The sequence below is a fragment of the Vibrio sp. FE10 genome, from assembly GCF_030297155.1.
Classification (GTDB): domain Bacteria; phylum Pseudomonadota; class Gammaproteobacteria; order Enterobacterales; family Vibrionaceae; genus Vibrio; species Vibrio apostichopi.
The window spans coordinates 295880-317299 of record NZ_AP028067.1 but is presented as its reverse complement, the minus strand read 5'-3'; the positions used below and the strand labels follow the sequence as shown (position 1 = coordinate 317299).

Here is a 21420-nt window from a genome sequence, read left to right as displayed (position 1 = left end):
TTCTACAAGAGAAAGTCGTTAAACGTATTGGTCACTCAGTTCATTGAAATCAATTTTGTTACCGAAGTAACTGTTACTACCTAAGTAATAACGTTTTGATATTCATCAACGAGTGCCCACACAGATTGATAGGTTTAAATTGTTAAAGAGCTTCTCTTCGTTGTGACTTACATCACTTCGGAAGAGGCGGCCATTCTAGCGTTTTAATTCTCAGTGTCAAACACTTTTGAAAATTAATTTCTACTTTCTAAAAGTAGGAGCGAATAATCGCTTAAAGCTAGTTGCCTTACTAACATTCTTCGCTGAAGCCTTGTGGCGTCTACCGTGTCAGTGAGGCGGCATTATAGAGATGTTCCTCACATTGGCAAGTGTTTATTACCGAAAACTGCAAAAATAACGGTTAGATGACGAATAAACACCCAAAGCCTCATTTATGCAAGTTTAACTACAAAGTACCTACACAATAACCACAGACTTATCCACAATCACTTTAATTTTATCCCCTAGAAACTAAAAAAGCTGCCTTGAGGCAGCTTTTTAAATGGCAATGAGTCTATATCCCAGAGCCATATTGCTCTCCATCGTCTTCATGAAGGCCACATTCTCGTTTTAGACCATTAAAACGGGTTTCTTCTTCAGTCATACCCGGTTCCCATTTCTTAGTCGTATGAGTATCTCCAACAGAAAGGTACCCCTGCTCACGAAGTGGGTGATAACTGAGACCGTGCTCTTCCAAGTAATAGTGAACATCTTTATTCGTCCAATCAATTACCGGCAAGAATTTAAACACACCATTTTGGATAGATAAAATTGGCAGATTTGCGCGCGATTGAGATTGCTCTCTTCTTAAACCGGAAAACCATGTGCCAGCTTCTAGCTCATCCAGCGCGCGTCTCATCGGTTCAACTTTATTAAGCTTGTTGTACTTCTCTATCCCTTCGATACCTTGGTCCCAAAGTTTGCCATATTGCGCTTCTTGCCAATTAGGGCTCTGTTGAGAACGAAATACTTGCAGGTTAAGGGTCAACTTCTTACTTAACTCATCGATAAAACGATACGTTTCTGGGAATAGATACCCGGTGTCTGTAAGAATAACTGGAATATCGGGTTTGGCTTGAGTCACTAAGTGCAGCATCAATGCTGCTTGGATTCCGAAACTTGAAGACACGACATGCGTCCCTTCTAAATGTTCTAGTGCCCACTTAACTCTTTCTAGTGCGGTTAGCTGCTCTAACTCAGCATTGATTTGTCCAAGACGAAGTATTTGCTCCGTCTTAGTCAATGCGAGTAGCTCTGCTAACTTCAGTTTTGAAGCGACAGAATTATGCATGCAGATCCCTCTTTGAAATGATCACCTCTTCGATGATGCCAGCTCGGATTGTAAAATCACCGAACCCTTCATTGTCGTTACGTTCCGTAGCCCAACGTCCCACCAGCGAATCAATCTCTTCTAAGATCTGAGCTGAAGTGATGTTCTCTTTATACATCTTCGGGATACGAGTTCCGGCTTTATTACCACCTAAGTGCATGTTGTAACGCCCCGGCGCCTTGCCGACTAAACCCAGTTCAGCCAACATTGCACGACCACAGCCGTTTGGACACCCAGTGATACGAAGGATGATATTGTCTTCTTCTGGTAATCCATGTTTCTTCAGAATGCCTTCAACATCGGTAACAAACTCTGGAAGAAAACGTTCAGCTTCAGCCATTGCTAGAGGACATGTTGGGAATGCCACACACGCCATCGAATTCTTACGCTGCTCACTTACCGCGTCATCCATCAAGCCGTATTGACGTGCCAGTTTCTCAATCTTGGCCTTTTGGCTTGTAGAAACACCCGCAACAATTAGGTTTTGGTTCGCTGTCATTCGGAAGTCACCTTTGTGGATCTTCGCTATTTCAGCAACACCTGTTTTCAGCGCTTTCCCTGGGAAATCAAGTAAACGACCATTTTCGATGAATAACGCTAAGTGATGCTTACCATCAATGCCTTCCGCCCAACCGATACGATCGCCACGGCCAGTAAACTCATAAGGACGGCTTTCAGAAAACTCAACGCCTGCACGTTTTTCTACTTCTGCTTTGAATACATCAATACCAACACGGTCTAATGTGTATTTGGTTTTTGCGTTCTTACGGTTCGAACGGTTACCCCAATCACGCTGAGTCGTTACCACCGCAGCTGCTACATCTAACGTTTTATCTAATGGCACAAAACCAAAATCGTCAGCTTTACGTGCATAAGTAGAAGTATCTCCGTGCGTCATTGCAAGACCACCGCCCACTAATACGTTAAAGCCCACCAGCTTTCCGTCTTTAGCAATCGCGATGAAGTTAAGATCGTTAGCATGAACATCTACGTCATTTTGTGGAGGAATTACAACCGTCGTCTTGAACTTACGTGGTAAGTAGTTGCTACCTAAGATAGGTTCTTCATCCGTTGTTGCTAGCTTTTCACCATCTAACCAGATTTCTGCATAAGCACGAGTCTTAGGTAATAGATGTTCACTGATCTTTTTCGCCCACTCGTAGGCTTCTTGATGGAGCTCAGACTCAACCGGGTTTGTCGTACACAAAACATTTCGGTTTACGTCACCCGCAGTCGCAATGGAATCAATACCAATACTGTCTAGTGTTTGGTGCATTAACTTAATGTTCGGCTTTAACACACCGTGAAACTGGAAAGTTTGACGGGTTGTGAGACGGATAGAACCATAAGAGGTGCTTTCATCTGCGAATTTATCAATCGCGAGCCACTGCTTCGGAGTGATGATCCCGCCAGGCATACGCGCACGCAGCATGACGTTATGTAAAGGTTCTAGCTTTTGCTTAGTACGTTCGTTACGAATATCACGGTCGTCTTGTTGATACATACCGTGGAAGCGGATCAACTGGAAGTTATCAGCAGTAAAGCCACCCGTAATTCTATCTTGGAGATCTTGTTCAATCGTACCGCGAAGATTTTTACTTTCACGCTTAAGACGTTCGTTATCAGCCAAAGGTCCCAGTACTTGACCTAGCACTTCTTGCTCTATTACTTGCTTGCTCATTAGTACACATCCCTTTGGTAACGTTTCGCTTTACGTAAATCATTAATATATTGTTCTGCTTGCTCGCGGCTCTGATTGCCATGTTTTTCCGCTATCGTAACTAACGTTTCATGGACATCTTTCGCCATTCGAGTCGCATCACCACAAACATAGAGGTATGCGCCCTCTTGAAGCCATTGCCAAACCTGCTCTGCTTGTTCGATTAAACGGTCTTGAACATAAACCTTTTCTTTTTGGTCACGACTAAAGGCAACATCAAGCTTGCTTAACGCACCAGACTTGAGATATTTCTGCCATTCGACTTGATATAAGAAATCTTGAGTAAAGGTACGATCACCAAAGAACAACCAGCTCTTACCTTGAGCGTCATTGTTTTCACGCTCTTGAACAAAACTGCGGAACGGTGCGATGCCAGTACCTGGGCCAACCATGATGATTGGTGTGTTGTCGTCTTGTGGGAGTTTGAAATTATTGTTGTTCTCAACAAACACCTTAACTTCGCCACCTTCTTCAAGGCGTTGAGCTAAGAAACTTGAAGCGCCACCCAGACGAGATTCATCGCCCTTTTGGTATTCAACCAGACCAACCGTCAAGTGAACTTCTTCATCTACTTCTGCTTGGCTTGACGCAATAGAGTAGAGGCGTGGGGTCAGCTTACGTAGTAGACCAATCAATTCATCAGCCGATAGCTTAGTTTTCTTCTCAGCTAAAACATCGACAACTTGAGTATTACCCGCGTATTCACGAAGCTTGTCTTTATCTTCCACCAGCTTGATTAACTTCTTGCTGCCCGAAAGCTCAGCAAACTTGGTCACTAGTTGAGGGTTTGAAGATGTAATCTCGAATTTACTGACGAGTGCGCTGTGGATAGATAAGTTATCACCATCGACATCAACACTTTCGATACCAGATAACCCAACCTTAGAAAGGATCTGATTTGCGAGTTCTGAACTGTTTTCAAACCATACGCCTAGCGCATCACCCGGCTGGTAAGTAATACCCGATTCATCAAGATCAATCTCGATATGACGAACATCTTTGCCCGAATCACGACCGGTGATCTTTTGGCTCGTCAATAATGTCGCGGTGTATGGGTTTTGTTTGGTGTATTGCGAATGACCGGCAGCCGCTTGACCTACTGGTAATTGAACCACATCGGCTTCAGTGCCTGTCGATAGCGTCTCTTTTACTTGTTCTAATGCTTTAGCGCGCCATTCCGTTGCTGATTCTTCGTAATCAACATCACAATCAAGACGGTCGACAAATGATTTAGCACCAAGCTTAGCGAGGAAGTTATCGAAGTCTTTAGCCGTTTGGCAGAAGAACTCATAGCTTGAATCACCCAAACCGATCACACCGTATTGCAGGTTGGATAATTTTGGCGCTTTCTTTGATTGTAGGAATTCATGCAACTCAATAGCATTATCAGGAGCTTCGCCCTCACCATTGGTTGAAGCCACAAAAATGACGTGTGTCTCTTTGGCTAGGTTCTTACCTTTATAATCACTTGCATCGAAAAGCTCGGCAGCAATACCTAAGGCTTTAGCTTCTGCCTCAAGCGATTCAGCGACGCCTTTAGCATTACCTGTTTGAGATGCGAAGATAATGCTGAGCTTACCCGCCGGTTTAGCCGCGACTGCAGCAGCCACTTGAGCGATTGGCGCAGCTGCACCAACAGGCTGAGCTTGGCTCACTCCCCAAAGGTAACCACTGACCCATGCCAGTTGTTGTGAAGATAACTCAGAAACAGTGTGTTGAAGATGACCCAATTGTTGGTCATTAAGTGGTGCTGCTAGCCCAGGTAGCTCATTAGCCCCAGACTGTGCATTATTATTTTGTGAAGACTCTTTCTTATTTAAAGACATGGTCACGACATCCCTAATCATTGCGTGACGATAGATTAACCACTCCTTTTAATAACAAGAAAGAATAGAAAAGTATGTTTTATAACTTTTTGGAAGTAAAAACCGATTAAACAGTAAATTGGCCTACTGGTTTTCAATGCGTACTTGTTGGAAGCCAACCGCCATTGCCGACTTCGATGCCAAGTCAAGATCCGCATAATGGCACTCTTCACCATGAACATCGGTGAGTAGCACGAAGCCTCCCCCCATATGACGAAACTCGACAACCCAAGCCCCTTCTTGAATTGAGGGCTCAATAATCGCTTCAACTAACAGGTTTTCTCTATATAAATTTCGTAATTCATTGAGTGTCATATTCCATCCCTTGCTTTGACCTCACGACATAGACCTTATAAGAATAGACGCTAATTCGATCTCTGTATAAGGATGGTCGAAAGTGATGAATGTGCTAACTAATTCCAGAAAGATATAATCAATAGATATAAAAAAACGCCACTTAATAAAGTGGCGTTCTTAAAATTCGTTCTAAATGAGCTTGAATAGCCTAGAAGCGCACTTCAGCGCCAGCAAACCAGCCATCTACCATGACAAAGCTTTTACCTAGATCAGAGCTAAAGAACTCATCCGAGTCTAGATCGATAACACGGTAACCACCACGCAAGGCAATTTCAGATTCTGATACAGGAATTCGGTACTGAACACCCGCCATCAAGTCAGTGCTCTTGATGCCACTGCTATCACCGAACTCCATCGTACCAATGATATCGAAGTTGGTGTCAGGAACGTTGATCTCTGCGTTACCGTAGAAGCTCCAAGTGAATTCATCAAAGCTTGTTTGAGCGCCACCCGTTTTCGGTTCGATGTAATTCGAGTTTGAATATTGCGTGAACGTCACACCGGCATCAAAGTTCATCAGCTTGTGATCTAACAATGTGTAATAGAAGGTGTAATCGTACTTATCGAAGGCCAATGAATCCGCATCCACAGAAGTATAGCGAAAACTAGCGTTTGGTAGCATCGGGGCATTGTGCTCAAATGCGAGATACAACGAAGGTGAATTAGAGTCGTCATCTTGTCTAACTTCGTTTAGCTTTGTACTTCCCCACCACATATCGGCACCGACTTTAGCCGTGTAAGAAAACTCTTCTTCAGCAGATACTGCCGAGCTTAAAGATAGCATTCCCACTAAAGCAATTAATGGCATTTTATTCATTTGAGGTAGCTCCAATTCCATATCGTTGTGCTAATTGTATGCACATTCATAGATTATTGGGGAAAATTCTACCACACATCTTAAATTCTAAAACGATAAACCGCTGACGATCAAAGATTTGACGACACCATGACCTTAGTAACGTCTTTGGTTAGAACTGTGCACAAAGTTTTTGAAAAACCAGATACCCAATGCAATCACGATTAACCAAGGCAGCAACTTAAACACGACGCCCATCATACCTAAGACCAACATGACAGCTAACGCGACTCCAGTTGCAGCCAATACCGTCATAAACGTAATACCAGTGACAAGTAGAGTGGCAACGAAAATAAGAACAAAGATTAATTCAAACATAATGGTCTCCCTCATGAGTTAATGACCTATCTTTCCTATTTTCTAACATTGCAGCTTCCATACCAAGTTAATAAAACCAATAAAATCCTTATTTATCAGTCAAATAAAAAGCCACACATATTAATGCGTGGCTTTTAAAGAAACTATCAATGGTAAATTTAGCCTCTAGTGGCGAATTTAACCTTAGGTTTTTAAGATTAAGTTTTTAAGCTTAGGTTTTTTACTTGGGCTTTTAAGCTCAAACTTTTAGCTTCGAAGGAAGTTATACGTTTAGCTCTTTAGGAATCTTAGCCAATGCTGTCTGCACCACCTCGATACCCGCGCCTTTCTTATGCGCATTTTCACTGATGTAGCGACGCCATTGTCTTGCACCCGGCATGCTTTGGAACAAACCAAGCATATGACGAGAGATGTGTCCTAGGCTTGCACCATTCGATAATTCACGTTCAATGTACGGATACATCTCTTCGACTACTTGTGAGCGCTTCTTAATAGGCGTATCCAAACCAAAGATCTGTTGGTCGACTTCAGCCAAGATAAACGGGCTATGGTATGCCTCACGACCAACCATCACACCATCAAGGTGTTGCAAGTGCTCTTTAGTTTGCTCAAGCGTCGTAATGCCACCATTTACAGCAATCACAAGATCAGAGAAGTCTTTCTTGATTTGGTATGCACGATCGTAATCTAGCGGTGGGATCTCACGGTTCTCTTTCGGGCTAAGGCCACTCAACCACGCTTTACGCGCGTGAATAGTAAATTGCTCACAGCCGCCTTTTTCAGAAACCGTCGAAACAAACTTAGTTAGAAACTCATAAGAGTCTTGGTCATCAATACCAATTCGCGTTTTCACAGTGATTGGAATATCAGTCACTTCCTTCATCGCTGAAACACAATCTGCCACCAGCTCAGGCTCAGCCATTAAACATGCGCCAAAGCGACCATTTTGAACTCGGTCTGAAGGACAACCTACGTTTAGGTTTACTTCATCATAGCCACGCTCACCAGCAAGCTTGGCACAAGCAGCTAAATCAACAGGATTTGAACCACCAAGTTGAAGTGCAAGAGGATGTTCTTGCTCGTTATATTCTAGGAAGTCGCCCTTACCATGTAAGATCGCACCTGTGGTTACCATTTCCGTGTACAGAAGAGTCTGCTGAGAAAGCAAACGGTGAAAGTAACGACAGTGGCGGTCAGTCCAATCGAGCATGGGTGCAACAGAAAGTCGGTTACTAGCGTATTTACTGGTTTTATTAGTGTTTGTCATGATTCAGTCTCAATTAATACTGTACAAACATACAGTGAATTACCTAGAATTAAACGGAATTACTTCCTGTAGTACCCCTCAAGTACCCCTTTAGGAGTTGGACAATGGCAAGTTATACCATCGAGACCAGAAAGCTAAAAAGCGGTGAACAAAGGTTCAAGGTAACAATCATCGTTAAAAAGAATTCGCGCATTATACACAGGGAAAGCAAAACTCTAAAAAAGAAAGCACTCGCTAAATCTCTAGGTAAAAAAAGGGTTGCTGAATTAGAGGCTCAAGGGGTACTAAATCAACCTAAAACAGTCCCCCTTTCGGTACTCCTCGATTTATTCATGGTCGAACGAGATCTTTGGGACAATACAGGCCGAACAAAACGCTACGTTATTAAAATGCTTAGGGATTGCGACATCGCCCAAGTTGAGAGTAATCAGCTACGAACTAGCGACTTAATCGAGCACTGTAAAAATAGAAGAGGCGCAGGAGCAAAACCCGCAACGATTTATCATGATATTGCTTACCTACGTTCTGTAATGAAAAAATCTAAGCCTGTCTTCAACATCGACACCAATCACCAGATATTTGATGAAGCCGTACCCGTTCTGATTGATATGGGGTTAGTCGGTAAGAGTCAGAAACGAACACGTCGCCCAACGTCTGAAGAACTGAAACTCTTAAAACTTGGATTAGAACAACGTGAATCTTTCCGGCCAAACGGCACAACTCGAATCCCATTCACCGATATTCTTGAGTTCAGCATTCTTACTTGTATGCGAATTGGTGAAGTCTGCAAGCTGCGTTGGGAAGACCTCAACCAAGAACATAAAACGATACTTGTCAGAGACAGGAAAGACCCAAGGAAGAAAGAAGGTAATCATATGATAGTACCGTTGCTTGGTGAGTCATTTGAGATCGCACTAAAGCAACCGAATAAAGGCGAACTCATTTTCCCATACAACTCACGAAGTGTGAGTGCAGGCTTTCAAAGAGTGAGAAACGAGTTAGGAATTGAAGATTTGAGGTACCACGATTTACGAAGAGAGGGAGCTAGTCGATTATTTGAAAAGGGCTACTCAATTGAAGAAGTAGCTCAAGTGACAGGTCACCGAAACTTGAATATTTTGTGGCAAGTTTATACTCAGCTGTTCCCGCATAAATTGCATAAAAAGGCTCAGTAATGAGCCTTTTACTAACTCGGTTCTGGATAAAAGTGTCTTATAGATTTTATCAATTTAGGGGTTTATGGATCGGTATGGGAAGCCCGCAGCACCCGAGCTTGCATTGGGAAAACGCTAAGACTACAGAGACTCAGGTCACCATCTCACAGTTCCCATAGATAAGTAACAACAAGCTTGCTCAATACTTGGGATTGAATCCCAAGTGTTAAGCTGATGGTAAACACTTCGCCAAATATTCTAGATCATCAATTACTCTTTCCAAGCCCAATGGGTTTGTTGGATGCTCATACATACGAGAAGAAAAGATGTCGCGATTATCTAAAATATCATTCGGTAGACGAGATTCAATTTCATCACGGGTCATAATTGCATCAATTTTAAAATTTGAATTGTAATAATGCATAAGATTCAAAGTAGGCTCTCTATCAAGTTGATGAAATTTATTCCAAACTTCAGAGCGTTCTTCATCAGAGGCAGTGCTCATCTTTAGCATTCTTTGCTCCGACACCCGCTCGCTTGCCATCCTATTTTCCATAAGAGCCGCACGAAGACTTTTAACGATTAGCAATGCTCTTTCAACTAACTCAGAGTTAGAATGAAGCGATTGTTTAGTTTTAAATTTAACACTATCTTCAGATGATTTTACGGCTTTAACGACTTCATCTTCTGCATTAAATAACTCAAGTAAACTTGAAAGACTTATAATATGAAACGATCGCCCTTCTGATTTTTCTCTATATTCATCAACCAATTCAAACCTCGGGTAAAGAGGCTTCTTTCCACTTTGATGCCACCAATCTGGTTTTTCGTCTCCAGAAATAAAAACTAAATGCTTCTTTTTTTCAGTAGCTAACAATAGTATTTCATGCCAAATGAGGAGGTCGCCAGCTTGATTCTCATCTTTATTTTTATCTTTATAGCCGGGCGGAATGTTTAACTCATTTCTGCGTTTTAGATCTTTTTCAATATTTTGAATATCCAGCGCTTCATCGGATAGAACTCTACCACCTAATATTTCATGATACATATCACTTACTGGGTCGTTCCAACCCCACGACTTTATTACCTCAAGAGTTTTCTTGATTTCGCCTTGATAAGACTTAATCGCGTCACGGACTTTCTTTTCCTGTTCTTCCAAAGCCTTATATTCATCAAGTTCACTTAGCAAAGGGTGAGATCCAACGTATTGAAAACTTTGGGTCATCTTTTGGGATAAACCATAGTTCATATCAGCTATTTTTGTAGCTCGATTATCCAAAAACTCCCTTGTTGCCTGAGCAGGTAAAAACATTCTGTCTGCTTCAGAGAGTGATTTGTAAACACCTTTTATTGCATTTAAGCTTTTTACCCCTGTCGTATATGGCAATAAGAGAACATTGGCATCTAATACAAAAATACACTCATCTTTAATCTCTTCTAACGGCTCAAGCTTGAAAAAAAAGGTATCCGAAGGGTTGGGAAATATTTCTCTTTTATTGAATTGTAGATTTGACAACGATTAGTACTCCAAAAAACATAACATCGTATCAGTCGGTGGCCTCATTTTTCGATACTAACCTACCTACCAATATCCCTGTAACTAGTTAGATAATCACATAAAAAAGGGCTTGTAACCACTTACTACTGACAATATAAGAACGAGATCGATTTATCGGTCTAAATTATTACACCCTATGAGTTAGGGCTTTTACTTTCAAGTCGAGTCAAACGTTCATCCATTTTTTCCATCATCAAGCGCAGCCACTTAACATCCGTTTTAAGCGTAATGCCTACTCCGACACCACTAGACAAAGCACTAACAACGGCAACAATTATTGTTTGATACTCTGCCATTACTTGAACTCATTACGTAGGGTTTCCCATAGGCCAAATACTATTGGTGCACTTACGCCAATAATGCCACCGAATTGAACACCGTCTGCCGATATGCTCGCGGTGATAAGTTCAGGGTGACCAGCTACCAAAGCAGCTCCCGCGCCAACTAACGCTAACCCCTTTTTAGTGGATGGTTGGTCAAGGTCGATTCCGATTTTTTCTAATAAGCTTTTCATAGTAATTTGCTCTTCCTTAAATACTTGATGGTGTAACTATGAGTAATGGGCTCTATCGAGTTCGATATGAGGACCATCTTTAAAGCTGACCCAATCACCGCCCCATACAATCGGAATACCTAACTCATCCGCTGCCTGTTTGAATGCCCAACTCACTTGTTCGTAATAACTAAAGCCCCACGTCACTTTGCCGTTTTCGTCGTACACCACAAAATCAACCGCGCAGCCTGATTGGTGACGGCTTTTTTTGCTGTATCCGTCTAACTGGCTTGCGCCTTGTTTGAATAGAGCGTTCTGTTCCTCTGCGGTGCGCTTACCTGACGTGATGCCAAAATCAAACGGGGTTAGCTCAATAGCGCGGCGAACGACTCGCTTTAAATCACCGCGCACACCCACCATGCGCATCTCACTTCTAGCTGATAAAGCAAAGCCACTCACTATTTTGATTATCTTGTCTTTTTTCATTAGGTATCCCCCAAACAGGATCAGGAAAAGCAGTACTAGCAAATACTTAATATTCATTACCACCAAACCCTTGTTAATCAGGCACCGGATAAACAGCTTCCTCAGCAATCCACGCCTTTTTGACATGAATAAGCCCAAACAAGTTTTCTAACGTTGCAGGTGCCTCTTCCAAGTAAACCATCACATCATTAGTTATATCTTCCACATCGAAAGAAATTTGAAGTTCTGATTCAGCAATACTGGCTACATCGCCCGCTTGAACATTAAGAACAACATCAGACGAACCACCAAAGACCAATGACGAATCACTCGAAGAGTACGCAGCTGTCACACTGCAATACGCGCCTCTATATGATGGGGCGGCTTGAGTCTTAATTCCGATTACGCAAGAAATAGGAGTATCTAACGCGCTCACCTTCGCAGCCGTTGACGCATCAAGATTTATCTTCCCTTTGAGCGTGACCGACATCATTAACGATACAGAATCATAAGGCTCCGCTTTCGTTATCAAATCGACTGCTGACTTTAATTGCATTCTTCGACCCCACTCACCATTAATGCTTTCATTTCGATGATATAGAGCCGCGTTATGACTACGCTCAGGGTCGTTATAAAGGTTATTTAAGATGGTCACGAAACCGGACGCACTCCCTCCATCTTGAGCACCTAGAGGAATACAGGCCAAAACATTAGCCCCGACTTCCCCAACTGAGCCCGAACTTGAAGAGGCTTGGGGCGGGTTTGAAAGTTGGAACATTAGATAAACTCCCCTACTTTGACGCTATCGCCTATGGCACCTTGCAGTGTCACGATGGCATCCGTTTGAATTAATGTATGACCGCCAGCTGTAAGATCAATTAAGCCTTGCACCAACACGGGGCTGGCATTGTCGGTAGAAGCCTGAATAAAGAGCCCTTTACGCCCAGCTTTCCCATCAATAATTTGCTCATCGCTTGTTAAGTCCAATAACCCACTGCCGACCTTTTGCAAGGTGTACAAATCAGCAAGCTTTTCCACCTTGAGGACGTCATTTTGAATGCGTGTTTTTACCTCGGTTTGGACTTCGCCCACCTTTATCGGGGATAGAACTTTATCAACGGTAATTGGCGTTAAAATCTCGCTAATCGCTACCGAATTACTGATATCAATTTTTTGCGCTTTGGTGATGATTGGAACATCTGCGATTTGATATTCAATCGTCACGGCATCCACTTTGTGATTAAAAAGTTCAAGCTCATCAAAACGAGTGATATCAACCGTGTCACCACGTTCAATTTCTACAGGTCGCAGAGCATCACCGCGCAACATGACGGTATTACTGGCCTCACGCATTATGAGGTACTTACCAGCCTGACCTGCGTTAAATTTAATGGCTTCGCCAGTATTTAAGGTATGCAGTTGCTTCATTGTTTACGCCCCGCGAACATATAAGCCATCGTTAATACCGAGACGAGAATCCCGACCATAAGAGACACATTTTTCAGTAACTCGTTATTGCTTTCGTTCTCACCCGTTTGCTCTCGCGCTTTTGCTGCCCCTGCTATTGCAAGTGCTGCTTTGGTCGTTTCCGTTTGTTGGCCTGCCATGGATTTAATTGAATCTATCGCGTGCTCGCTAAGATTTGCATTTGCATCCAATGCGCTCTCACCAAAACTGAACGCTCCGTCTAACGCTTTCTCACCAAAACCCAAAGAAGCATCAACGGTGTCTGCTGAAAAATCTAATGCGTCAGTTCCGAATTTAAACGCTTCTTCTGCCGTTCGACCTGCAACTGCCATTGCGCCATGGTCAGTCATGCTTAAATTGATGTCAGAGTTTTCTATCCCTGACAGCGCAAAGCCATTGTTATCGCCACCGATACCTTGGCTATTGCTTTTGTTTGTGGTTGTGGTGACGGTTTTAGCGTCACTTCTTGAGCTACTTTTCCCGCCCATATCATCAAACCTTATCTGTAATACATGCTCATTCTTGTGAGTTTCAACCTCTCGAACAGGCAATCGTAATTTACGCTGAATATAGCGATGGGCTCCGCGTTTGCTAAAGTGGGCGCGAATGGAGTCAAAGCCGTTCGCTTTACCGTGATTAATTGCACTGAGCGTACCCGCTGCCATATCACCTGCTAACGCAACAACCACTAACTCGTTAGAGCCTGATTGTGATTGCTCACCGCGCAGTAACATGTAGGTATCTTCCACTCGATAAAGGGACTCTCGTCCCTCTTGAACTTCAATTTCTGCTTGTTTGAGGTAATCACCAAGGGCTTTACATAGCCTCGGCTTGGCATTGCCCCAAGTTTCAGGAATTAAGTTACTTTCGAGTGAGAACATACAGCGCAATCAGAGCAACAAGCGCAATTCCCCACCACGGTATGCCATTGTTGCTGCCAAAATTCATTGCGCCAGCAGTAAAGCCACTGTTATTTGTGGTGTTAGATGTGTTACCTGATTTTGCTGGCCCCGAAGACCCGCCCGTCAAGCCACCGCCACCCGTTAAAGACGTTAATGAACCTAGCATTAGCGAAACACTCCCGATTTGTAGGCAAGGTATAACAGGGCAATCAACGCGGTAGCAGTCAGAGCCTTATTGATGCCCTGACTCACACCAAACCCAAGTGCAGACCCAAGCCCAAGTCCACCTAAACCAATGAAAAGTAATGGCATAACTATTTACCTTTCAGCATGACAACAAGCAGAACCAACACTAACAGCGCAGCAATACCACCACCGATATAAAGCAGGGTGTTATCTTTCGCTACAAGTGAGCCTTGAGGGGTTGTAACAGCGTTGCCGTTATTATCAACAACGGGTGCGTTAGGTTGCTGGGTAGTGTTTGGGTTAGATGAATTGTCATCATCACCAAACAGCCAATCGGCATTTTCACCCACGCTATCAAGCGCACCGCCCCCAAACTCTAAGAGGTCATCAAAAAAGCTCATATCGGCTCCTTAGCTTCGACCCGCGAGCATTTCAGGGCGAACCACTTTCACCGATTCAACCAAAATAGGAATTGAGCCTGCTACGTCACTCGTTGTTACTGAGAACTTCAAGTTAGAGCTGTGCTGTGTTGGAAATAGCTCATCGATAGAGAAGCCACGCACAATAGGGTCGAAGTGAAAGTAACCCGCTTGAGGTGTACGTTCGTTACGCTTGGCGTTCGCTTCATTGATAAACTTGTTGGCTTCGTACTCTTTGACAAAGTCGCGCTCAACTTCGAGTTTAGTGATACCCGTGTGCATAAAGTGCGCACGACGTAAACTAATCAATGGACTTGAGACTAGGCTTGTAAATTCGTTCACCCCTGCCGCGTTCGCTGGCATAGTTTCACGCTTAACCATTGGCACGATGATTCGTGCAGGTTGTGCATTAGTCACCCACGCATGAACTTGAATCGATAGCGGGTCGCCACTGGCTTTCGCTTTGAACTGGATATCTAAGTGAATGTTGTCACCCGCTTCCGTCACCAGCCCCGTGTAACGAACACCATTTTTAGTACGTGCGGAAATATCACTAAATGGGATCACGTAGTGGCCTGTTGTATGAGCACGTTGTTTGTAACGCTCAAGCATCAAAATCTCACTGCCCGTTAAGACATAGATTTCTTCTGCATTAAGCGTGATAGACAAACGCTCAATATCGGCTGCTTCGGCATTGGTCTCTAATACCAACTCTTGATAAGTAGGACCAACAGGGATAGGTAACGTACCTTTTTGCCCCCAAGCAGCACCGACCATGGAATTAAGTTTGATTGGTTTTACTGACATGTTTATATCTCCTTAAAACCAGCCACGCTTGCCGTTAATGAGTTCTTTGACTGCTTCTAGCGTTGATACGTTATTGATGATGGCAATCACCAGTAAGGTCAGCGCTACAGCAATCAACATGTTTTTATGTTGAGCTTTCATGAGTTCCCCTGTCTCTCGACGTTGGATTGTGAATAATCAAATTGAGCGTTTATCAAATAGGAGTGAGGTAAAAAAAGGAAGGGAAAGTAACCTATAGGTTGAACGGGTAACCTATAGGTTAAAAAGGTCGATTAACGGTAGTTTAAATTGAGCTTAGAGCCTGACTGACAGTTAAACGCTTTGTGCTCGATGTTGCCGATACCATCACCAATCAATAAGTATTCGGCTATCGGTTTACCAATGCGTTCTTTATTGACCTTGGCAGACTTTAGCCCCGCCACGATATTCACATCCAACCCGCGTTTATCCGCTATCCATTGAGCATCACTCATTGAGTTAACCGCGCCCACCCACCAAACGCTTGATTGTTCAGTCACGGTTTTTGGTACCTCTTGCCCTCGTTGAAACACCGTATGCACCACCAGACCGTATTGACGACCTCCGCGCAAAAGCTCACCCGCACGACCTCGAAGCTTGCCCGAGGTTTCAACACATGAAGCCAATTCTTCGATAACGGTATAGAGCTGGCTAGCCCGACCGTTACCCACCGACCACACCACCGACGCAAAGAACTCTAATTCGTCGCCCGTTGCCCCATTTGCTGGAATGTAGGCCAGCTTAAACGAGCCACCGCGACGACGCGCCATAATGAGCGTTTTGACAAAGGTTAAGCGTGATGAAGTGCCGTGGCACATTTGGCCTTGAAATTTACTCCCTGCGTAGTTGGTGTAGGGGTCAAAAAAGACCGCTTGAGCCGTTTTAGGAACTAGCCCCAAATGCTTAACGGCTGAGGTTTTACCTCCTCCTGTTCCCGCCACATAAATGGTGTGCTCGGCATCATGTGACGGGTTTGAGTTAACGGGGTTCGGTAGGGCTAGGGGCTTCGGTTTTTTCACCGTCCACCTCCTTTGATTGTTGCAGCATGACCAATTGCTTTTTAGAGGCATAAATCAAACCAAGAACCGCAAGTAATAAGGTCGCCTCTTCGATGTAATCCCCAAACACGCTCATAAGCGTACTACCGTGTTTTGCAAAGACAGGTTCAGCCGCATCCATCACAGCTTGCTTACCTTTACCGTCAAACTCAAATTCAACTCCTGAAATGATGGAAGTCGCTTGCTCGGTTAAGGCAAACAAGATATTCAGTAAGCCCGCCATAGCTTCTGTTTTATCTTCGGTTACTGTTTCGGTTAGCTCGGTTAAGCCAACTAAATCGCTCTCGGTTTTCTCTTGTTCTTCAAGCTGATGAATAACAGAGCCAAAATCCCCCCAATCATCCAGTTCAACTTGTTCACCTGGTAAGGTTTCGTTAGCTTGCTCCATGTTCGCCCCCTTGCGATTGTTCGGTTGGGGCTTTCGGTTTCGGTAGCAGCTGAGACACTGCCCAAATGATGAAGATAACCGAGGCTAACCCCGTGATTACTCGTTTAAAGGGGAATTTACTTGGGGCATTTTCTGTTTTTTCATCTGCGACCGTTTCGGTTATCTCTCGGTTGGGAGCCGCGTCTTTACTGACTTCATCCATTTGCACCAATTCGGTTAACTCACTTGCATCGATAGGGTTAGGCTCGGTTATCAAATCCGACTCAATAACCGAACCTTTTTCGGTTGGATTCGGTTTAAGTTCGGTTAACTCAGCAACGGAATTAGCTTTGATGAACTCCGTAACCTTTTTGCTATTCGAACTGTTACCGCACTCAGGGCAACGGTAATACATGAGTCCAATGTTACGGCTGTTTTTTGGTGGCTCACCAGACGCGATCAATTGACCCTCACCCACTTGGTGAGTGGTGGCGGTAGACTGGCAAACAGGACAGGCGATATACCCACGAACAGGGTTTTCATATTTAGCCATGTTTCACCTCGACGCTTTCCACATCACCAAGTTGCTCTTGGTTGGCCACAACGACAGCGCGGTACTTATTGCGCGCCACTCCATTGAGTTTTTCGAGTTGCTCTAATTGCTCAAATAGATTCACGGGAAGCCCTAAAGCTTCGAGCGACAAATTGCCACTCATCAGCATTCCCATGGCTTTTTTCATGAGCTTGCTGGTATCCATTTCTTTGAAGCGGTCAATTTCTACTTTCATGTTGGCGGTGAGTCTGTCAGCCGCGTCCAACGCAGCTAAATCTCGCTGACACTCATCAAGCGATAGTATTTTCATTTCAATCCTCTGTCTCACGACGTTGTTTAGTGTTTAGCCCCTGATTCACATCGTTGGCCATTGGTTTAAGTCACTCTAAGCTGTCTATTTCGAATGCTTAGAGTCGTGAATTTATCAATAGGTATTTTTGCCCCCATGGATAAAGGTTTGAGTAAGCATTGAACCCCTTTAACGCTCCATCCGGTCACGTCCATCAATGCTTTCTCTAGCGGTGTAACCTCATCCTTTGGAGGCGGGTTACACTTATTTTCAGTGCTCCAAGACGAAGCTCCGCTTCTTTGGGTTAATTCGCTTCGCTCATCTTTCCACGCATCCACATCGCACTTCGCCACAATAGAAAAACGCTCGCTGCACGTATCGATCACATGACCCAACCACTTGAGGCCAATCACCCGCTTGGTTGTTTCACCGTACTGATTAAATTGCTCTTCATGAGCAAGACGCAAATCCCCAATGTGTTGAGTAAATTCTTTCCAACGTGATTTATCTGCATGGTCATGTAGATTCGCTAAATCCTCATCAATGGCCACGTCCAATTTACTGGCGCGTCTTAATTGTCGCCATAGACCAACAGCAGGTGCGCCCGATTGTGAAAACTGCTTTAAGCCCCATGCACTCGCCCACGCTCGAACGGATACGGCTATCTCGCTCGCTTCGCCCTCTGGCATGTGCGCCCCGTTAATGTTCTTTGATATGTATTTGATGATATAACCCGTTGCGCTCCCTTTGTTGGGGTCGCAAGGTTTAGCATGGAAACGCGCTTTACGTTGTTTCTTGGTATGAAGTTCGTCAGCGTCTTCACTACGGGCAATCGTGGCGCAAATGCGCATTAGGTCGGCTTTGTGCTCTTTGGCGCAATACACAAACGCATGGAGGTGTGGAGTGCCGTCTTTGTGAGGTTCGGCCACCCGTAGGCCAAACCAAGGTAAATCAATCTTGGCAAAGTGAGCGCGGGCAAGTTTCCACTGCTCCATTAGGTTTTGGTGCGCTTCTTTGACGGTACAACCGTTCCATTTGTGCGAATTACGATGATATTTAGACGGGAGTGTCCATGTGATAAATACGCCCTCAAAACCCATATCAATCGCACGCTCTTCATCACCTCGGCTACGAACAACCAGTTCAACGCGTCGGTTCTCTAGGTTAGCGGTTGTACGTGAGGCGACTTCGGCAAGATTGAACTCCTGCATGGTCTCATGACTAATCACAACCATGTTTTGCATGAAGTCTTCTGACTCACGCATCTTCTGCTTGAAGTTAGAGAGAGTTAGACGCGAGACGTAATGCGTTTGACCTTGTTTCTTACCGACATTACCTAGAGTCACTTGAGCGTGCTCAATGTATTGCTTACGCAGACGTTTAAGTTTGCGCGTTAAATATTTCGGATCGATACAACGACGGATTGCGCACTCTAAAATGGTTTCTGCATCTAGAATGGTGAGCTTCTTGCCTATATCACTAGTATCAGCCCTAGGCGGCTCAATGAACGCTTTTAACATCACGTCACGGATTTGTTCAAAGCCGTAATGCAACGCCTCGTAGTAGTCCAGAGAGCTATCAGAAATACCATCAATACGCTTTTCAGTTTCGACAATGGCAATATCGTTAATGATATCGGCAAAAGCTACTGTCAGCTTGACAGCAAAGTCTTTGATTAAGTCGTCACTCATAAGAATGTCATGGGTGAGCTCTAAAGGCTTAGGCTCATGACAGGCAAAACCAAAAGGAAACTTTCTTGAAAAGTGATGAGCGACTTTATCAACGTAAGACACGCGATCTTTAACGAACGCGGATAGGTTGCGATCAGTAGGGTTATCTCGTTTTTTACGAATGCCAATCTTGAGGTCGATGTCTTGGCGCAACATCATCGGCAGATGCGCAGTAACGTTTGAAACGAACTGACCAAAAGATTGATTTACGTTAGGTTGATAAAATCGCTTGTAGGTACTCATAGTGTCACCAGTGACGGGTTATAAACGCTCTAAAGAAATGTACTTACCTGATTGGGTATCGCGCAGAGTGTTAAAAGTTAAATGACGAAATTCACAACATGCTTTTGCTAACATGTGAAACTCGCTTTCTCTGTCTTGCGGCACCCATAACGTAACTTTCTTGAGTCCTTCCTCTTTCCTTGCTGCTTCATATTTACTATTGCGGCTCATGAAACCACCTCTCGAAGCCTAATGATTTGAAGCTTTAGCGCGCGCTTATATTCCGCCTGTCCTTTGAAGCTGAAGCGGTAATCTTTACCGCCTCGTTGCTTTGAGCTATAGCCATTTGGAAAGTGCTTGGCTTTTAGGTTTGCAAGAATTTCAAGCCCCTTATCTGTTGGCATGTCTATTCCTCCAAGCTTTCCAATAAAGTTGCGGCTTCGACCAACTGCTTATAAATCGGAGATAAAAATTCAAACTCAGGTGAGGACGGGCTTAACCAAGACAAACGGCCTTTAACTATCATTAAAAGCTCTTTGGCTTCACTCGAATGAGAAAGGTCTACGCTAACGCTGTGAATCGGAGTCGTTACACTATCCATGCTCAATCTCCTTACCCGTTTACTGATAGCCAATCACACTTGGCCTCTGAATGACGTTCATCAATGTAAGCAGCTAGATCTTCTATCTTTATCAACGATGGGCTGCGCTCAGAATCACGTAACTTGAAAGTAGGAACAGGGAAGTCACAAGCTTTCGCCCTTTGTTCTGCCGTCTTGGGAGTGATACCAAAAAACTCTTGGCTAACTTGTTTAAGTTCTACAGTAGGGCTTTCAAATCTAGCGAGTAATGCGAAGTTTGTGTTCATAAATCACCTATGCAATTATGGTGAGTTAACTAGGAGCAACTATAATTAACTCAAGAATGTCTCAATGTCGTCATGAGACATTATTGGATCATAATTTATACATTGCAACACCTTTGAGCACACTGGAGCATTCAATGAGCATCGTGGACGAACAAATATCTGAACTTAAGAAACTAACCAAAACTTCAAAAAATACTGATTTATCAAAGGCTTTGGGGGTTTCAGCATCAACCATTCAAACGTGGAGAATGCGAGGAAAAATTCCTGAAGATATTTTTCTAAAAGCGAACGAGATCGCAAAAAGTGGCTCATTGACTCCAAAAGGCTATTTGGAATTGAAGTTCTTCGATATTGAGGTAAGTGCTGGGCATGGTGCGCTTGTTGAAAAAGAAGAAGAATCTAGCGCGATGGTTTTCAGTGAACGATTCATTAGACAAGAACTTGGTTTTAACCCAAACAACATTTTCTTAATGCCTGTTCGTGGTGACAGCATGATCCCTACTCTCAAAAATCAGAGCATCGTAATGGTTAACCGCGTTGATGGTTTTTCTACTGATGGGATTTACGTATTCAGATATGACAATCGATTGATGGTGAAGAGACTTCAGTTCTTACCAAACGGAATCAAGGTAGTCAGTGACAATAGTGCTTATGAAGCATGGGAACTTGGAAAAGAAGAGATTAAAGGTGCCGACTTCGAGATCATCGGTGAGGTGGTTTGGTCAGGCCAAAGAATGTAACGCGTAGAAGTATTTATTGAGTGCGGTACCCCTATGGTACCCCTCGAACTAGCACAGCCCTTGCTAAGGCTGCTTAATCAATCCAATCGAGCATTGGAGCGACGGACAACCTACATGAATGTGTCATGGCAAAGTACCCTAGTAGCGAGTCAAAAAAATATGCTGGAATACCCAGCAAAAGCAAGGTCGGCTATTGTAAATGCTATGCCTTGTTTGTGCTATATGAACTTTACCTCACACTTTTTTATAAACCTATTCACCAGATCTCTAATTCAGCCTCATTAATCAGTTATGCCTTGAGTCACACTGTCATTTTGAGTTACCTTGTCTTATTCAAAGTCGTGGGTCACAATACGCTCTGTACCTGACTTTA

The 21420-nt window shown here is 43.8% G+C and carries 30 protein-coding genes; 2 read left to right on the top strand and 28 right to left on the bottom strand.

Going from position 1 to position 21420, the window contains the following annotated elements; genetic code table 11:
- Positions 1–553: 553 nt before the first annotated feature.
- The 7 genes from QUF19_RS01545 to dusA all read right to left on the bottom strand — a co-directional run bounded on the left by QUF19_RS01545 (position 554) and on the right by dusA (position 7752).
- Entirely contained in the window at positions 554–1330 is a 777-nt protein-coding gene (locus QUF19_RS01545; protein ID WP_286295473.1) for a phosphoadenylyl-sulfate reductase, read from the bottom strand.
- Positions 1323–3050 (bottom strand): assimilatory sulfite reductase (NADPH) hemoprotein subunit, encoded by a 1728-nt coding sequence (gene cysI / locus QUF19_RS01540; protein ID WP_286295472.1) that lies wholly within the window; start codon positions 3048–3050, stop codon positions 1323–1325. Before cysI ends, QUF19_RS01545 begins: the two co-directional genes overlap by 8 nt.
- A complete protein-coding gene (locus QUF19_RS01535) occupies positions 3050–4915 on the bottom strand; it encodes an assimilatory sulfite reductase (NADPH) flavoprotein subunit (RefSeq protein WP_286295471.1) in 1866 nt (621 codons plus the stop codon). The genes cysI and QUF19_RS01535 overlap by 1 nt, the downstream gene beginning before the upstream one ends.
- Positions 4916–5038: 123 nt before the next feature.
- Positions 5039–5269 (bottom strand): hypothetical protein, encoded by a 231-nt coding sequence (locus tag QUF19_RS01530; RefSeq protein WP_102339310.1) that lies wholly within the window; start codon positions 5267–5269, stop codon positions 5039–5041.
- Positions 5270–5459: 190 nt separating this feature from the next.
- On the bottom strand, positions 5460–6128 hold the full coding sequence (locus QUF19_RS01525; protein WP_102435944.1) for a TIGR04219 family outer membrane beta-barrel protein: 669 nt from the start codon (positions 6126–6128) through the stop codon (positions 5460–5462).
- 135 nt (positions 6129–6263) lie between these two features.
- On the bottom strand, positions 6264–6485 hold the full coding sequence (gene pspG / locus QUF19_RS01520) for an envelope stress response protein PspG (protein WP_017108630.1): 222 nt from the start codon (positions 6483–6485) through the stop codon (positions 6264–6266).
- Between the two features lie 262 nt (positions 6486–6747).
- The gene (gene dusA / locus QUF19_RS01515) at positions 6748–7752 is read right to left on the bottom strand and encodes a tRNA dihydrouridine(20/20a) synthase DusA (RefSeq protein ID WP_286295467.1); all 1005 of its coding nucleotides are present in this window, start codon (positions 7750–7752) and stop codon (positions 6748–6750) included.
- Positions 7753–7856: 104 nt separating this feature from the next.
- On the opposite strand from dusA, the gene QUF19_RS01510 reads away from it, so the two are divergent.
- Positions 7857–8927, top strand: a complete 1071-nt coding sequence (locus tag QUF19_RS01510; protein WP_286295466.1) for a site-specific integrase — start codon at positions 7857–7859, stop codon at positions 8925–8927.
- Between the two features lie 205 nt (positions 8928–9132).
- Here the strand turns inward: QUF19_RS01510 and QUF19_RS01505 are convergent, their stop codons facing one another.
- The 21 genes from QUF19_RS01505 to QUF19_RS01405 form a co-directional block, all read right to left on the bottom strand.
- Complete coding sequence (locus QUF19_RS01505; protein WP_286295464.1) at positions 9133–10422, bottom strand: PIN-like domain-containing protein; 1290 nt, start codon at positions 10420–10422, stop codon at positions 9133–9135.
- A 176-nt stretch (positions 10423–10598) separates the two neighbouring features.
- Positions 10599–10760, bottom strand: coding sequence for a hypothetical protein (locus QUF19_RS01500; protein WP_172837676.1), 162 nt, complete (start codon positions 10758–10760; stop codon positions 10599–10601).
- A complete protein-coding gene (locus tag QUF19_RS01495; protein ID WP_286295463.1) occupies positions 10760–10978 on the bottom strand; it encodes a hypothetical protein in 219 nt (72 codons plus the stop codon). Before QUF19_RS01495 ends, QUF19_RS01500 begins: the two co-directional genes overlap by 1 nt.
- Positions 10979–11014: 36 nt before the next feature.
- Positions 11015–11443, bottom strand: a complete 429-nt coding sequence (locus QUF19_RS01490; protein WP_050621050.1) for a M15 family metallopeptidase — start codon at positions 11441–11443, stop codon at positions 11015–11017.
- Positions 11444–11516: 73 nt separating this feature from the next.
- Positions 11517–12200, bottom strand: coding sequence for a hypothetical protein (locus QUF19_RS01485; protein WP_286295462.1), 684 nt, complete (start codon positions 12198–12200; stop codon positions 11517–11519).
- A complete protein-coding gene (locus tag QUF19_RS01480; protein WP_286295461.1) occupies positions 12200–12850 on the bottom strand; it encodes a hypothetical protein in 651 nt (216 codons plus the stop codon). The genes QUF19_RS01485 and QUF19_RS01480 overlap by 1 nt, the downstream gene beginning before the upstream one ends.
- Positions 12847–13770, bottom strand: coding sequence for a hypothetical protein (locus QUF19_RS01475; RefSeq protein ID WP_286295460.1), 924 nt, complete (start codon positions 13768–13770; stop codon positions 12847–12849). Before QUF19_RS01475 ends, QUF19_RS01480 begins: the two co-directional genes overlap by 4 nt.
- Positions 13751–13957 carry a hypothetical protein gene (locus QUF19_RS01470; RefSeq protein ID WP_004735824.1) on the bottom strand — a complete coding sequence of 69 codons (207 nt, stop codon included), beginning with the start codon at positions 13955–13957 and terminating at the stop codon, positions 13751–13753. Before QUF19_RS01470 ends, QUF19_RS01475 begins: the two co-directional genes overlap by 20 nt.
- Positions 13957–14103, bottom strand: coding sequence for a hypothetical protein (locus tag QUF19_RS01465; RefSeq protein ID WP_170960258.1), 147 nt, complete (start codon positions 14101–14103; stop codon positions 13957–13959). Before QUF19_RS01465 ends, QUF19_RS01470 begins: the two co-directional genes overlap by 1 nt.
- A gap of 2 nt (positions 14104–14105) precedes the next feature.
- The gene (locus tag QUF19_RS01460) at positions 14106–14378 is read right to left on the bottom strand and encodes a hypothetical protein (RefSeq protein ID WP_004735826.1); all 273 of its coding nucleotides are present in this window, start codon (positions 14376–14378) and stop codon (positions 14106–14108) included.
- 9 nt (positions 14379–14387) lie between these two features.
- A complete protein-coding gene (locus QUF19_RS01455) occupies positions 14388–15203 on the bottom strand; it encodes a major capsid protein P2 (RefSeq protein ID WP_050621038.1) in 816 nt (271 codons plus the stop codon).
- 12 nt (positions 15204–15215) lie between these two features.
- On the bottom strand, positions 15216–15344 hold the full coding sequence (locus QUF19_RS01450) for a hypothetical protein (protein WP_256099348.1): 129 nt from the start codon (positions 15342–15344) through the stop codon (positions 15216–15218).
- A gap of 131 nt (positions 15345–15475) precedes the next feature.
- Entirely contained in the window at positions 15476–16291 is an 816-nt protein-coding gene (locus QUF19_RS01445) for a hypothetical protein (RefSeq protein ID WP_054542931.1), read from the bottom strand.
- A complete protein-coding gene (locus QUF19_RS01440) occupies positions 16200–16667 on the bottom strand; it encodes a hypothetical protein (protein WP_286295457.1) in 468 nt (155 codons plus the stop codon). The genes QUF19_RS01445 and QUF19_RS01440 overlap by 92 nt, the downstream gene beginning before the upstream one ends.
- A complete protein-coding gene (locus QUF19_RS01435) occupies positions 16654–17199 on the bottom strand; it encodes a hypothetical protein (RefSeq protein ID WP_286295456.1) in 546 nt (181 codons plus the stop codon). The genes QUF19_RS01440 and QUF19_RS01435 overlap by 14 nt, the downstream gene beginning before the upstream one ends.
- A complete protein-coding gene (locus QUF19_RS01430; protein ID WP_054542928.1) occupies positions 17192–17509 on the bottom strand; it encodes a hypothetical protein in 318 nt (105 codons plus the stop codon). Before QUF19_RS01430 ends, QUF19_RS01435 begins: the two co-directional genes overlap by 8 nt.
- 65 nt (positions 17510–17574) lie before the next feature.
- On the bottom strand, positions 17575–19461 hold the full coding sequence (locus QUF19_RS01425; protein WP_286295455.1) for a replication endonuclease: 1887 nt from the start codon (positions 19459–19461) through the stop codon (positions 17575–17577).
- Positions 19462–19479: 18 nt separating this feature from the next.
- The gene (locus tag QUF19_RS01420) at positions 19480–19671 is read right to left on the bottom strand and encodes a hypothetical protein (protein ID WP_017055726.1); all 192 of its coding nucleotides are present in this window, start codon (positions 19669–19671) and stop codon (positions 19480–19482) included.
- Positions 19668–19844, bottom strand: coding sequence for a hypothetical protein (locus tag QUF19_RS01415; RefSeq protein ID WP_286295454.1), 177 nt, complete (start codon positions 19842–19844; stop codon positions 19668–19670). Before QUF19_RS01415 ends, QUF19_RS01420 begins: the two co-directional genes overlap by 4 nt.
- A gap of 2 nt (positions 19845–19846) precedes the next feature.
- Entirely contained in the window at positions 19847–20041 is a 195-nt protein-coding gene (locus QUF19_RS01410) for a hypothetical protein (RefSeq protein ID WP_102362076.1), read from the bottom strand.
- 11 nt (positions 20042–20052) lie between these two features.
- Complete coding sequence (locus QUF19_RS01405) at positions 20053–20307, bottom strand: pyocin activator PrtN family protein (RefSeq protein WP_004735837.1); 255 nt, start codon at positions 20305–20307, stop codon at positions 20053–20055.
- Positions 20308–20441: 134 nt separating this feature from the next.
- Here QUF19_RS01405 and QUF19_RS01400 point away from each other — a divergent pair, with 134 nt between their 5' ends.
- Complete coding sequence (locus QUF19_RS01400; RefSeq protein WP_029223220.1) at positions 20442–21047, top strand: LexA family transcriptional regulator; 606 nt, start codon at positions 20442–20444, stop codon at positions 21045–21047.
- Positions 21048–21420: the final 373 nt, after the last annotated feature.